The sequence below is a fragment of the Paraburkholderia sp. D15 genome (assembly GCF_029910215.1).
Classification (GTDB): Bacteria; Pseudomonadota; Gammaproteobacteria; order Burkholderiales; family Burkholderiaceae; genus Paraburkholderia.
Genome location: NZ_CP110395.1, coordinates 1,274,645 through 1,288,224, shown reverse-complemented (window position 1 = coordinate 1,288,224; position 13,580 = coordinate 1,274,645). Strand labels below are relative to the sequence as shown.

General features: G+C 67.7%; 10 protein-coding genes. 1 reads left to right on the top strand and 9 read right to left on the bottom strand.

Features of this window, described 5'->3' with window-relative positions; all coding sequences use genetic code 11:
* The first annotated feature begins 128 nt into the window (after positions 1 to 128).
* Positions 129 to 2,063 (top strand): glycosyl transferase, encoded by a 1,935-nt coding sequence (locus LFL96_RS05605; protein WP_280998931.1) that lies wholly within the window; start codon positions 129 to 131, stop codon positions 2,061 to 2,063.
* Between the two features lie 33 nt (positions 2,064 to 2,096).
* On the opposite strand, the gene LFL96_RS05600 is transcribed toward LFL96_RS05605, so the two are convergent.
* The 9 genes from LFL96_RS05600 to kdpB form a co-directional block, all read right to left on the bottom strand.
* Positions 2,097 to 2,699 (bottom strand): DUF924 family protein, encoded by a 603-nt coding sequence (locus LFL96_RS05600; protein WP_280998929.1) that lies wholly within the window; start codon positions 2,697 to 2,699, stop codon positions 2,097 to 2,099.
* Positions 2,696 to 3,109 carry a group II truncated hemoglobin gene (locus tag LFL96_RS05595; protein ID WP_280998927.1) on the bottom strand — a complete coding sequence of 138 codons (414 nt, stop codon included), beginning with the start codon at positions 3,107 to 3,109 and terminating at the stop codon, positions 2,696 to 2,698. Before LFL96_RS05595 ends, LFL96_RS05600 begins: the two co-directional genes overlap by 4 nt.
* Positions 3,110 to 3,135: 26 nt before the next feature.
* Positions 3,136 to 5,718, bottom strand: a complete 2,583-nt coding sequence (locus LFL96_RS05590) for an FtsX-like permease family protein (RefSeq protein WP_280998925.1) — start codon at positions 5,716 to 5,718, stop codon at positions 3,136 to 3,138.
* Entirely contained in the window at positions 5,715 to 6,326 is a 612-nt protein-coding gene (locus LFL96_RS05585; RefSeq protein WP_280998923.1) for a DUF4126 domain-containing protein, read from the bottom strand. The genes LFL96_RS05590 and LFL96_RS05585 overlap by 4 nt, the downstream gene beginning before the upstream one ends.
* A gap of 297 nt (positions 6,327 to 6,623) precedes the next feature.
* Positions 6,624 to 6,944: a quaternary ammonium compound efflux SMR transporter SugE gene (gene sugE, locus LFL96_RS05580; protein ID WP_280998921.1), complete on the bottom strand. Its 321-nt coding sequence runs from the start codon at positions 6,942 to 6,944 to the stop codon at positions 6,624 to 6,626.
* Between the two features lie 121 nt (positions 6,945 to 7,065).
* Positions 7,066 to 7,764: a two-component system response regulator KdpE gene (gene kdpE, locus LFL96_RS05575; protein ID WP_280998919.1), complete on the bottom strand. Its 699-nt coding sequence runs from the start codon at positions 7,762 to 7,764 to the stop codon at positions 7,066 to 7,068.
* Positions 7,757 to 10,720, bottom strand: coding sequence for a DUF4118 domain-containing protein (locus LFL96_RS05570; protein WP_280998917.1), 2,964 nt, complete (start codon positions 10,718 to 10,720; stop codon positions 7,757 to 7,759). The genes kdpE and LFL96_RS05570 overlap by 8 nt, the downstream gene beginning before the upstream one ends.
* Positions 10,721 to 10,838: 118 nt before the next feature.
* Complete coding sequence (gene kdpC / locus LFL96_RS05565; RefSeq protein ID WP_280998914.1) at positions 10,839 to 11,417, bottom strand: potassium-transporting ATPase subunit KdpC; 579 nt, start codon at positions 11,415 to 11,417, stop codon at positions 10,839 to 10,841.
* A gap of 45 nt (positions 11,418 to 11,462) precedes the next feature.
* Positions 11,463 to 13,547: a potassium-transporting ATPase subunit KdpB gene (gene kdpB, locus LFL96_RS05560; protein ID WP_280998912.1), complete on the bottom strand. Its 2,085-nt coding sequence runs from the start codon at positions 13,545 to 13,547 to the stop codon at positions 11,463 to 11,465.
* Between the last annotated feature and the right edge of the window lie 33 nt (positions 13,548 to 13,580).

Genomic DNA, 13,580 nt, shown 5'->3' with positions numbered 1-13,580 from the left:
CACGCATTTTCTGTAATTGACGGTAATAAACTCGGACTACAATCGCTGCGGATCGCACGCTTTGCGTGCGACGCATAGCACATACCAGTAGCGGCCCACGTTGCCGTCTACGGCGATTAGAGATCCTCATGCAAGAAAAGCCATCCGCGCCGGTGCGCAGAGGCGCTGTCGCGGTCGCGACGGCCGCGTCGACCATGCAGTCCGGCTCCCCTGCCGCGTCCGCCGGATCGGGTGCGGCGGGAACACCGGGAACATCGGGCACGGCGGGCAGCTCGCCGCGTCCGCCCGATCGTGGCGCACGACGCTGGCGAGCGCTCGCCGGCGCGCGTCCGCTGCGCTGGTTCGTCGCGCTGGCCATTCTGTGCGCGTGGCTCCTGCCGGGCATCCTCGGCCATGAGCCGTGGAAGCAGGACGAGACCTACACCTTCGGCATCATCCAGCACATGCTCGACACCGGCGATCTGGTCGTGCCGACCAACGCCGGCCAACCCTTCGTCGAAAAACCGCCGATCTACGACTGGGTCGCCGCCGGCCTCGCGTGGATGTTCGGCCGCTATCTGCCGCTGCACGACGCCGCGCGTCTCGCGAGCGCGCTGTTCGCCGCGCTGACCGTCTACTACACCGCACGCGTCGCGCGCCGCGCGGTCAATGCATCGAGCTGGTTCGACCTGCGCGTGATCGGCACGCTCGCGCTGTTCGCCAGCACGCTGGTGGTCGTCAAGCACGTGCACGACATGATGACCGACGTCGCGCTGATGGCCGGCGCCGCGCTCGGCTTCTGCGGATTGTTCGAGCTGGTCCTGGTGCATCTGCGTGACGAGGCGCGTCTGTTGCCGGTCGACGTGCGCCGCCGCCGTGCCGCGCTGCGCAGCGCGGCGGCGATGTTCGGCGCGGGCGTCGGCGTGTCCTTGCTGGCCAAGGGGCTGTTCGTGCCGCTCGTGTTCGGCGCGACCGTCTGCGCGGCGATGGCGCTGTATCCGGCCTGCCGCGGCCGCAGCTTCGCGGGCTCGCTCGGTGTCGCCGCGCTGGTCTGCGCGCCGTTCGCGCTGATCTGGCCAGTCTGCTTCTATCTGCGCTCCGAGCCGCTTTTCATGGTGTGGCTGTGGGATAACAACATCGGCCGCTTTTTCGGTTTTTCGGTCGCGCAACTCGGCTCGGAAAACGAGAGTCGTCTCTTCGTGCTGCGCACGGTGCTGAGCGTCGGCTTTCCGGTCGTGCCGCTCGCGCTCGTCGCACTGGCCGGCGGCGCGTGGCGGCGCTGGCGCGACCCGCGCGTGGCGTTGCCGGCGATCTTCGCGTTCACCGGCTTTGCCGTGCTGCAAAGTTCGGCGACCGTGCGCGAGCTGTACATCCTGCCGTTCATCGCGCCGCTCGCGGTATTGGCCATGCAGGGCATCGAACGCCTGCCGCGCGCCGTGCATGTCGTGTGGGACATGACGAGCCGCGTGCTGTTCGCGAGCGTCGCCGCGCTCGCGTGGATCGTCTGGTCGATCATGAGCGATCCGGCCAACACGCACGCGTCGCTGCACAGGCTCGGCCGCTGGCTGCCGCTGGACTGGGTGCTGCCGATCAAACCCGGCCTGATCGCCGCCGCGCTCGCGATGACGCTCGGCTGGCTCTGGCTGCTGCCGGTGCTGAAGTTCACGGGCAAATGGCGCGGCGTGCTGAGCTGGTGCGCGGGCGCGATTCTGGCGTGGGGGCTGGTGAGTACGCTGCTGCTGCCCTGGCTCGACTATGGCAAGAGCTATCGCTCGGTCTTCGAGGATCTCGGCGCGAAGATGAATATCGAATGGAACGACGGCGATTGCATGGCGAGCAGTCCGCTCGGCGAATCGGAAGCGCCGATGCTGTACTACTACACGGGCATCGAACATCATCCGGCCGCGGACACGCGTTCCACCGAATGCACGTGGCTGATCATGCAGAGCCGCCGCGACAATGCGAAGACGCCGGCAGGCGACTGGCGGCTGTTCTGGTCCGGCGCGCGCCCCGGCGATACGGACGAGCTGCTGAGGGTATTCGTGCGCACGCCGGCGGACGGCGCGGCGCCCGACGGCGAATAAGGTGACGCGCGCCGCGGGCCGTACGGCGCGCCACTAGAACGACGATCCGGGCTCGCGCAGAAATGCCATTTCTTCGCCGGTCGACACCCGTCCCAGCAAAGCATTGCGATGCGGAAACCGCCCGAATCGCTCGATGATCTCCGCATGCCGCAGCGCGAAGCGGTAATACGATTCGCCGCCGGGCTCCGCCTCCAGGCGTTTGAACAGACGCAGCGATTCGCGCTGCGCGTCGAGCGTTTCGTGGTGTTCGAACGGCAGATACGCGAACGCGCGATGATGCGCGCCCGGCAGCAGAAGATCGGCACCCTGCGCCACCATCTCGCGGGCGATCTGCAAAGCCTTGTGATCCGCCGCGAACGCTCGCGGCGTATGGCGATGGCAATTGCGCGAGAACTGATCCAGCACCACGATCAGCGCCAACGCGCCAAGCGGCGTGTCCGCCCAGCGATCGAGACGCCCTTCGCGCGCCGCGTCGATCAACGCGCCGAAGCGCTCGCGCAACATCGCGTCGAAGGCATCGTCGCGGGAGAACCACGCCTTGCGCGGCGCGCCGAAGTCCGGCGCATCCGGTGCGCCGAACCAGCAGTCGAGTACGGCGCGTGCATCGGCGGGAAGGCTCGGGTCGCCGGCGCTCATCCGTTGCGGTTCCGCATCCAGTCCGCGGTCTCGAAGAACGACCCCAGCAAGCGCTCGCGCAGCGGCTCGTCCAGCCCGATGTCCTGCATCGCCCACGCCATGCACCGGAGCCACTGATCGCGCTCGCTCGATGCGATCGCGAACGGCAGATGCCGCGCCCGCAGACGCGGATGCCCAAACCGGCTGATGTAGTGATCTGGTCCGCCCATCCAGCCGCACAGGAACCAGAAGAACTTGTCGCGCGAACCGTCGAGCGATTCCGGATGCAAGGCCCGGATCCCGGCGAATTCCGCTTCGAGATCCATCAAATCGTAAAACCGGTCGACCAGTTCGCGCACCCGCGCTTCGCCGCCCACCAGCTCGAAGGCCGTCGGCTGCGCCGCGGACACTTCGTCGTCAAGATCGCTCATACCTGCTCGTCAAACAGAAAGAAAAATCACGCGTCCCGCAGCGATTGCAACGCGGGCCGCGCCAGCACATGCCGCAAGCTCAGCCATCCGCCGATCGCCGCGCAGGCCACGCCCGCCGCGATCCCCGCCGGCAGCACCCACGGATCGAAACTCAGATAGAACTCGAACACGCGCGTCGCCAGCACATAGCCGATCACCTGCGCGCCGATCGCCGCCATCGCGCCGGACAACGCACCGACCGCGACGAATTCGGCGATCTGCACCGCGCGCACCTGCCGATGCGACGCCCCCAGCGCGCGCAGCAGCGCGGATTCTCGCATACGCTCGTCGCGCGTGCCGGCCAGCGCCGCGTAAAGCACCAGCACGCCGGCCGCGAGCGTGAACGCGAACAGGAACTGCACCGCGCCGATCACCTGTTCGAGCACGCGCTGCACCTGCGCGAGGATCGGACCGGTGTCGATCGCGGTGAGGTTCGGGTAAGCCGCGATCAGGCCGTCGATGGTCGATTGCTGTTCGCGTGGCAAATGAAAACTCGTGATGAAGGTCGCCGGGAAATCCCGCAACGCGGCCGGCGGCATCAGCACGAAGAAATTGACCTTGAACGAACCCCAGTCGAGCTTGCGCACGCTGGTCACGGGCGCGTCGACCTGCATGCCGGTCACGTCGAAGCGCAGCGTGTCGCCGGGCTTGACGCTCAGCAGCCTGGCGAGGCCCTGTTCGATCGAGATCTGCGGCGTCGTGGTGTCGCCGTACCACTTGCCGGCGGCAAGCAGATTGTCGTCGGGCAACTCGGTCGTGTACGACAGATTGAATTCGCGATCCACCAGACGCTTCGCGTCGTCGCCCTTGAACGAATCCGGATTGACGGGCTTGCCGTTGATCGCGATCAGGCGGCCGCGCACCATCGGCGAGAGTTCCACGCCCGCGATGCGATGCGCGCTCAGATAGCCCGTGACGGCATCGCGCTGATCCGGCTGGATGTCGATGATGAATTCGTTCGGCGCATCCGGCGGCGTCGATTTGCGCCAGCCGGCGACCAGGTCGTTGCGCGTCATCGCGATCAGCAGCAGACACATCAGGCCGATGCCGAGCGCGGTGGTCTGCAACGCGCTCGCGCCGCTGCGCCGCTCCAGCGACGCGAGCGCGTAGCGCCAGCCGATCCCCGCATTGACGCGCTCGCTGCGCACGACGCGCGCCGCGCCCCACAGCGCGAACCGCGCAATGGCCGCGAACACCAGCATGCCGCCCGCGAAACCGCCCGCGACGATGCCGCCGAGCTTCAACTCGCCCGCCGCGACGATCAGCAGCGCGGCAAACAGCAGGATGCCGAGCGCGTAAGCGGCCCATGCGGTGCGCCCCGCCTCGCCCCACTCGCGACGCAGCACACGCACCGGCGGCACGCGCGTGAGCGGCAGCAATGGCGGCAACGCGAAGCCGAGCAGCAGCACGAGACCGGCGGCGATGCCTTCGAGCATCGGCCAGACGGTCGGATACGGCAGCACCACGTCGATCAGCGTGCCGAGCCACGTCAGCAGCGCGAGGTGACCGAGAAAGCCGAGCGCCACGCCCGCCAGCCCGCCGATCAGCCCCAGCCCCGCGAATTCCAGCGTGAACAGCGCGCGCAGCGTCGCCTGACTGACGCCGAGGCAACGCATCGCCGCGCAGCCGTCCAGATGCCGGCGCATGTAGCGATGCGCGGCCATCGCGATCGCCACCGCCGCGAGCAGCGCGGTGAGCAGCGACACCAGCGTGAGGAAGTGACTCGCGCGATCGAGCGTCTGCCGCACCTGCGGTTGACCGTCCTGCAGCGATTCGAGCGCGACGCCGCGCATCTTGCCGTCGTCCACGCGCTGGTGCGCAAAACGCGCGAAGCTCGCCACCGAGGCGTCCGCGCCCGCCACCAGCAGCCGGTACGTCACGCGGCTACCGTAGGCGATCAGGCCGGTGGACGGCACGTCGTCGGCACGCAGCATCAGGCGCGGCGAGAAATTGACGAACGCGAAGCCGCGGTCCAGCTCGCGCGTGATCAGCGCGCCGATCCTGAAATCGCGGCTGCCGACCTTGACCGTGTCGCCGACGTGCAGCTTCAACGCATCGAGCAATTGTTGATCGACCCACACGGTGCCGGGCGCGGGAATGTCGCGCGTCGCGTGATCGGGCGCACCGGGCGCGGGCGCGATCCGCAATTCGCCGCGCAGCGGATAACCGGTCGACACCGCCTTCACGGCGGCAAGCCGCGAGACCGGCTGCGCGCCGGTCGAATTGATCATGCTGGGAAAGATCGCCGTGGTGGCGGTGTTCAGCCCAAGGGACCTGGCCTGCTGGGCGAACTGCGGATCGACCGGATGATCGGCCCGCACGATGAAGTCGGCGGCAATCATGCGCCGCGCGTCGCGCTCCAGCCCCAGGTGCAGCCGGTCAGCCAGAATGCCGACGCTCGACAGCGCGGCGACCGCCAGCACCAGTGCGAGCAGCAGCATGGTCAGCTCGCCCGCGCGCCAGTCGCGCGCCGTCATGCGGATCGCCTGACGCACGACATCCATGCCGCCCAGACGGCGCGTCTGCGACGCGGCAGCGCGCGCGGTGGAACCTCGTGCCGTGTCGCTCAATCGTGCCGGCTCCTTGCGAAGCGCGACACCATGTGCGTCGCCATCCCGCGAAAACCGCCCTGCACGCCGCGCCACAAACGCGGCAGCGCCCAGGCCGCGAGCATCAGGAAACCGACCATCAGCACGAGGAACAGCAGCGGCACGAACAGCGCGAGCAGCATGCCGCCGAACACGAGGCCGTCCTCGGCGGTCGAGGTGACCACGTTCGACACCGGTTCCGGCGACAGGTTGATGAGCGCCCGCGTGCCCGCCTTCGCGAGATGCGCGGTGCCGGCCAGCGTGCCGCCCGCGAGCGCGGCAACGGTCAGCAGCGCCGGATCGGCGTGACCGAGCGCGCCGGCGGCCAGTACGGCGCCGGCCGGAATGCGGATGAAGGTATGGATCGCGTCCCACAGCGAATCGAACGCGGGGATTTTGTCGGCGAGAAATTCGGTGACGGTCAGCACGCCGGCCACGCCGATCACCCATGGCGACGACAGCGCGGACAGCGTATCGGGAAGATGGACCAGCCCGAGGCGGGCGAACACGCCGGCCAGCAGGACCGTCAGATAGAGGCGCAGGCCGCTGCCCCAGGAAAGGCCCGCAGCAAGCGAAAGAGATTCAAGCATGGCCGCCTCCAGGCGCGCGGTGCGTGCCGGGCGCTTCGACGGATACGTGGACGCCGCCACCGCACCGAAGTCGTCAGACCCGCGCCAAGCAGGCCGCGCCGGGCAGGCCGCGGAATGTCAGGTTGGATTCGATCTCATTATAGCCACGTTAATTCGCAGAACGCAGAGACGCGAACATTTGGCGGGTTCGGCCGGCCCTTGTGGCGGGTGCTTCGCGCGGGATGTGGCGGGATGTGGCGGGATGTGGCGGGCCGGGCTGCCTGACGATGGCCGGCGTTTTTCGCCCGAACCGCGAATTCAGTGTCCCGACGACAGCTTGAGCCCGATCAGTCCGATCACGATCAACGCGGCGCTGGCCACGCGCGCGACGGTCAACGCCTCGCCCATCATCACGATGCCGAAGATGAACGCGCCGACCGCGCCGATGCCCGTCCAGACGGCATACGCAGTGCCGAGCGGCAGTTGGCGCATGGCCATGGCGAGCAGCGCGAAGCTGCCGAGCGCGGTCACGATCGTGAACACGGACGGCCACAGGCGGGTGAAACCTTCGGAGGTCTTGAGACCGGCGGCCCAGGCAACTTCGAGCAAGCCGGCAATCAGCAGGAGAAACCAGGACATGAGACAACTCCATGGTCAGATGGGGCCGTCCCCGTTCGTAGCGGATGCGTAAGGTCGTCCTTACGAACTGTAAATTATATCAAAATTGGCGATTTGCCGCCCGCGCCGGCACCGCAAGCCTTCAAACCGCGCCCACCAACCGGTAGCCGACGCCGGTCTCCGTCACGATATGCTCCGGCTGCGCCGGGTCGCGCTCCAGCTTGCCGCGCAGATGCGCCATGTAGATACGCAGATAGTGATGACTCTCCACATGCGACGGCCCCCACACGTCGCGCAGCAGTTGCCGGTGCGTCAACACGCGCCCGGCGTGCCGCACCAGCGTCGCCAGCAACCGGTATTCGATCGGCGTCAGATGAATCGCCGCGCCTTCGCGCGTGACCTGGCGCAAGGCCAGATCGACGGTCACCGCGCCGAAACGCACCTGCGGCGATTCGTTCGCGCCGCCCTGATTGCGCCGCCGCATATGCGCGCGAATCCGCGCGAGCAGTTCGGACACGCCGAACGGTTTGGTCAGGTAGTCGTCCGCGCCGGCGTCGAGCGCGGCGACTTTCTCGCTTTCCTGGGTGCGCGCCGACAGCACGATCACCGGCAGTTCGCTCCAGCCGCGCAATTCGCGGATCACGTCGAGGCCGTCGGTGTCGGGCAGGCCCAGATCGACGATCACGAGGTCGGGCTTGCGCGTGGCCGCTTCCACGAGCCCCTGCTTGCCGGTCTCGGCGTCGTGCACGACGATCCCCTCGCCTTCCAGCGCGGTGCGCACGAAACGGCGGATCTGTTTTTCGTCTTCGATCAGCACGACGGTGATGCTGGGGTCACTCATGGCTAGGCTTGGGCTGCGGGGAGTTAAGAGGCAAAGGGGATGAAGCGGGCAACGGCGTCGAAGCATCGTGGCCGGCCGCGGCTTCGTCGTCGTCCGCGCCTTCGTCTTCCAGCACGTCGGGCGCATCCGGCGGCGTTTGCACGGGCAGCGTGAACCAGAAGCGCGCGCCTTCGAGCCGGCCGTCCGCGGCGACCCGGTTGAGCGCGCCGATTGTACCGCCGTGCGCCTCGACGATCGCACGGCAGATCGCAAGGCCGAGTCCGATGCCCGGCTTGGCCGACTCCTTCTCGCCGCGCGTGAATTTCTCGAACACGCGCGCTTCCATGCCGGCGGGCAAGCCGGGGCCGTTATCGTCGACGGTCACGCGCACGAACGCATGACCGTCCGCGTCGAGACGCTGCGCGCCGATGGTCAGCGGCGTGTCGGGCGCGGTGTATTTCGCCGCGTTTTCGAACAGGTTCGAAAAGAGCCGCTCCATCAGCACCGCGTCGAGATGCAGCAGCGGCAGATCGGCGGGTAGCCGAACCTGCACCGGATGTTTCGCCAGCACGCGCTTGCAGGCGCGCAACGCGGCGCCGACCGTTTCCTCGAGCAGCGTCCACTGCCGGTTCAGTTGCAGACTGCCCGCCTGCAGCCGCGCCATGTCGAGCAGGTTTGTGACGATGCCGGTCATGCGCAGCGCTTCCTCGTGGATCGCATCGACGAGATCGTCGCCAGGCTGCGCGGGATTTTTCGCCGCCGGGTTCACAGCTGGGCTCGCAGCCGGACTCACAACCGGGTTCGCGGCGCCCGGCGACGCGTCGTGCGCATCACGCGACTGCGCGAGCTCACGCGACTGCGCCAGCATCGACGAGAACCCGACGATGGTCGTCAGCGGCGTGCGCAGATCGTGCGAAATCGCGGACAGCAGCGAATTGCGCAGCCGCTCGGACTCCATGTTGACGAGCGCATCGCGCGCGATGTCCACGTAGTGCACGCGTTCCAGCGCCAGCGCGATCTGCGCGGCGAACGCGTCGAGCATGCGCTGCTGTTCGGGCACGTCGAGCTCGCCGTGATCGCGCAGCGCGACCGCGAGCACGCCGCGCGTGCGCATCGGCGCTTTCAGCGGCAGATACAGCGCCGCGGCCGCCGGCAGCGTGTCGGTGCCGTGACCGGCGGGCTTCTGCTGGTCGTAGACCCATTGGCCGACGTCGCTGTCCAGCAGTTCGCCGTCGAGCGTGACCGACGCGTCCGGGTCCTCGATCTTCTGCTTCACCTGATCGGCGCTGTCCGGCAACAGGATCGCGACGCGCGCGCCGAATACTTCGCTGACATGCCGGCTGCCGATCTCGACGATCTGTTCGGTGGTGAGCGCCGCCGCGAGTTCGCGCGCCATCGCGTACATCGCGCCGGTGCGTTGCTCGCGGCGCCGCGCGACCAGCACCTCGCGGCGCAGGCTCGACGTCAGGTGGCTGATCACGAGCGAAGTCAGCAGCATGCCGAGGAAGGTCAGCAGATACTGCGTGTCCGACACCGACAGCGACAGGCGCGGCGGCACGAAGAAGAAATCGAACGCGGCGACGCTGAGGAACGACAGCATCACGCCGGGGCCGCGTCCCAGTTTCACGGCGGCGAAGATCACGCCGAGCAGGTACAGCATCACGAGGTTGGTCAGATCGATGTGGTCGATCAACTGGCTCGACAGTAGCGTGATGCCTGTGCAGATCGCCAGCGCGATGGCGTACGCGCGCGGCGGCGAACGACGCTCGCGCGCCGCCGTCAACGCTTCGCGCCACGCGTTCGCGGTGGTGGTCAGCAGATGACGATGCTCGCTGCCCTGTTCGGCCGACGCGCGGATCAAGGTGAGATCGAGTTCGCCGCCGCGTTCGGCGAGCCGTTCGCCGAACGGCGGCCGTAGACGCCGTTGCCAGCCGCTGCGCGTCGACGCCCCCGCCACCAGCTTCGACACGTTGCGCGCCTGCGCGTAGCCGACCAGCGCGGCAACCGCATCGGCGCCCGCGAGCGTCGCGGTTTCCGCGCCGAGTTCGGCGGCCAGCTTCAACGCATTGAGCGTGCGTTCGCGGCGTGCATCGGGCAGGCGTTGCAGCGACGGCGTTTCGACATACACGGCGAGCCAGTCGGCCTTCAGACTCGCGGCGAGACGCGCCGCCGCGCGCACCAGCAACGGTGCTTCCGGACCCGGACCGACGCACACCAGCAGGCGCTCGCGCGCCTGCCAGATCCGCTGGATCGAACGGTCGGCGCGGTACTCGCGCATCTGCGCGTCGACGCGGTCGGCGGTGCGGCGCAGCGCCAGCTCGCGCAGCGCGATCAGGTTGCCCTTGCGAAAGAAATTGCGCACCGCGCGCTCGGCCTGCTGCGGCATGTACACCTTGCCGTCGCGCATCCGGTCGAGCAGTTCCTCGGCGGGAAGATCCACCAGCGTGACTTCGTCGGCGCGATCGAAGACGCGGTCCGGCACCGTCTCCCACACGCGGATGCCGGTGATCTGGCCGACCACGTCGTTCAGGCTTTCGAGGTGCTGCACGTTGACGGTCGTGTAGACGTCGATGCCCGCGTCGAGCAGTTCGTACACGTCCTGCCAGCGCTTCAGATGCCGCGCGCCCGGAACGTTGGAATGCGCGAGCTCGTCGACCAGGATCAGTTGCGGCTTGCGCGCGAGCGCGGCGTCGAGATCGAACTCGCCGAGCTTGCGGCCGCGATACTCGATATGCGCGAGCGGCAGCACGTCGAGCCCGTCGAGCAGCGCCGCCGTCTCGCGGCGCCCATGCGTTTCGGCGATACCGACCAGCACATCCGCGCCTTCGTCGAAGCGGCGCCGCGCGGCCTGCAGCATCGCGTAAGTCTTGCCCACACCAGCCGACGCGCCGAAGAAAATCTTCAGCCGGCCACGCTGACGCTTCTCTTCGTCGCGTTGCAGTTTGTCGAGCAGTTCATCGGGATCGGGGCGGTTCATGCGCAATGTTTTCTTCGTATGGCGAGCGGCGGTGCGTGCATGGTGGCACGCCGGCCGCCGGCCCGCAAATCGCGGCGCGGGGCGCGCGCGTGGGCGCACGCCCCGCGCCCGAGCCCACTTACCCGCGCTTCATCTCGTCGAGCGCGAGATTCAATTGCAGCACGTTCACGCGCGGCTCGCCGAGCACGCCGAACTGGCGTCCAGTCGTGTAACGGTCGACCAGCGCCTGCACGTCGTTGACGCCCAGCTTGCGCGCCGCGGCGACACGTGCGATCTGATACGCCGCCGCCGCCGGGCTGATCTCGGGATCGAGACCGCTGCCCGACGAAGTCACCAGATCCACCGGCACCGGCTTCGACATGTCCGTGCCGGCTGCCTTCAACGCGTCGAGGCGGCCCTTGATTTCATCGAGCAGCGCCGGATTGGTCGGCCCGAGGTTCGAGCCGCCCGAATTGGTCGCGTTGTACGGCATCGGGCTGGTGGCCGACAGACGGCCCCAGAAGTATTGCGGCGCATCGAACTGCTGGCCGATCAGCTTCGAGCCGACCACCTTGCCGTTCTGTTCGACGAGACTGCCGTTGGCCTGATCGCGGAACGCGGCCTGGCCGACGGCGGTCATCACCGCGGGGTAAGCGAGTCCGGTGAGCGCGGTCAGCACCGCGAAGATCACCAGCAATGGACGGAACAGATTTTTCATGATGGGTATTCCTTGTCAGGTCTTGCCGCGAACGCCCGGCGGTATTCAAACCCAGCCGAACGCGGCCAGCACCATATCGATCAGCTTGATGCCGATAAACGGCACGATGATCCCGCCCAGCCCGTAGACCAGCAGATTGCGACGCAGCAGCACCGCCGCGCCGAGCGCGCGATAGCGCACGCCCTTGAGCGCCAGCGGAATCAGCAGCACGATGATCAGCGCGTTGAAAATCACCGCCGACATGATGGCCGAGGCCGGCGTGGCCAGATGCATCACGTTCAGCGCGTTCAGCGCCGGGTAGGTCGTGGCGAACGCGGCCGGAATGATCGCGAAGTATTTGGCGACGTCGTTGGCGATCGAGAAGGTGGTGAGCGAGCCGCGCGTCATCAGCATCTGCTTGCCGATTTCGACGATCTCGATCAGCTTGGTCGGATTCGAATCGAGGTCGACCATGTTGCCCGCTTCCTTGGCCGCCTGCGTGCCCGTGTTCATCGCCACCGCGACGTCGGCCTGCGCGAGCGCCGGGGCGTCGTTGGTGCCGTCGCCGGTCATCGCGACAAGGCGGCCTTCGGCCTGGTGCGCGCGGATCGTCGCGAGTTTCGCTTCCGGCGTGGCTTCGGCGAGAAAATCGTCGACGCCCGCCTCGGCGGCGATCGCGGCGGCGGTCAGGCGGTTGTCGCCCGTCACCATCACCGTCTTGATGCCCATCTTGCGCAGTTCGGCGAAGCGTTCCTTGATGCCGCCCTTCACCACGTCCTTCAGCTCGATCACGCCGAGCACGCGCGCGCCCTGCTCGCCCTTCTCGGCGACCACCAGCGGCGTGCTGCCGCGCCGCGCGACTTCGGCCACCGCGTTGCTGACTTCGTTCGGGAAGCGGCCGCCGTTGGCTTCGACGTAATGCTTGACCGCGTCGGCCGCGCCCTTGCGGATTTCGCGGCCGTGCAAGTCCACGCCGCTCATCCGCGTTTGCGCGGTGAACGCGAGGAAGGTCGCCTGCAGCGACGCCATGTCGCGCTGGCGGATGTTGAAGCGCTGCTTGGCCAGCACGACGATGCTGCGGCCTTCCGGCGTTTCATCGGCGAGCGACGACAGTTGCGCGGCGTCGGCGAGCGCTTCCTCGGTCAAACCCGGCGCGGGCACGAACTGCGACGCCTGACGGTTGCCGAGCGTGATCGTGCCGGTCTTGTCGAGCAGCAGCACGTCGACGTCGCCGGCGGCTTCCACCGCGCGGCCGGAGGTGGCGATCACGTTGGCCTGCATCATGCGGCTCATGCCGGCCACGCCGATCGCCGACAGCAGGCCGCCGATGGTGGTCGGAATCAGACACACCAGCAACGCGACCAGCGCGGTGATCGTCACCACGTGTCCGGCCTTGGCCGCTTCGACGGAGAACATCGAGAACGGCAGCAGCGTCGCGGTGGCGAGCAGCATGACGATCGTCAGCGCGACCAGCAGGATCGTCAGCGCGATTTCGTTCGGCGTCTTCTGACGCTTCGCGCCTTCGACCATCGCGATCATGCGGTCAAGGAACGCCTCGCCCGGATTGGCCGTGACGCGCACGACGATCCAGTCGGACAGCACACGCGTGCCGCCCGTCACCGACGAAAAGTCGCCGCCCGACTCGCGGATCACCGGCGCGGATTCGCCGGTGATCGCCGATTCGTCGACGGAGGCGACGCCATCGATCACTTCGCCGTCGGCCGGGATCACGTCACCAGTTTCGACCAGCACGACGTCGCCCTTGCGCAGGTCCGAGGCGGTCATGATGCGGATCGGCGATTTCGGATGCGGCTCGTTGAGCTTCTTGGCCATCACGTCTTTCTTCGCGCTGCGCAGCGACGCCGCCTGAGCCTTGGAACGGCCTTCGGCGAGCGCTTCCGCGAAGTTCGCGAACAGCACCGTGAACCACAGCCACAACGCGACCGCGAGAATGAAGCCTGCGGGCGCCTCGGCCTGGCCGCCGAGCGCGGCGATCCACAGAATGGTGGTCAGAATGCTGCCGACGTACACGCAGAACATCACCGGGTTGCGGAATTGCGTGCGCGGCGTGAGCTTCTTGAAGGAGTCCACGATCGCCGGGCGCAGCAGCGCCGGATCGAACATGGACCTGGTTGCATTATGTTCAGTCATTGAATCCTCGAATTTCCCGTTTGCGCCTGTTCA

What these genes read in the sequence shown, in the direction of transcription:
- LFL96_RS05605 (WP_280998931.1), top strand. Translation starts at nt 129, where the DNA reads ATGCAAGAAAAGCCATCCGCGCCGGTGCGCAGAGGCGCTGTCGCGGTC.
- LFL96_RS05600 (WP_280998929.1), bottom strand. Translation starts at nt 2,699, where the DNA reads ATGAGCGCCGGCGACCCGAGCCTTCCCGCCGATGCACGCGCCGTACTC.
- LFL96_RS05595 (WP_280998927.1), bottom strand. Translation starts at nt 3,109, where the DNA reads ATGAGCGATCTTGACGACGAAGTGTCCGCGGCGCAGCCGACGGCCTTC.
- LFL96_RS05585 (WP_280998923.1), bottom strand. Translation starts at nt 6,326, where the DNA reads ATGCTTGAATCTCTTTCGCTTGCTGCGGGCCTTTCCTGGGGCAGCGGC.
- sugE (WP_280998921.1), bottom strand. Translation starts at nt 6,944, where the DNA reads ATGTCCTGGTTTCTCCTGCTGATTGCCGGCTTGCTCGAAGTTGCCTGG.
- kdpE (WP_280998919.1), bottom strand. Translation starts at nt 7,764, where the DNA reads ATGAGTGACCCCAGCATCACCGTCGTGCTGATCGAAGACGAAAAACAG.
- LFL96_RS05570 (WP_280998917.1), bottom strand. Translation starts at nt 10,720, where the DNA reads ATGAACCGCCCCGATCCCGATGAACTGCTCGACAAACTGCAACGCGAC.
- kdpC (WP_280998914.1), bottom strand. Translation starts at nt 11,417, where the DNA reads ATGAAAAATCTGTTCCGTCCATTGCTGGTGATCTTCGCGGTGCTGACC.
- kdpB (WP_280998912.1), bottom strand. Translation starts at nt 13,547, where the DNA reads ATGACTGAACATAATGCAACCAGGTCCATGTTCGATCCGGCGCTGCTG.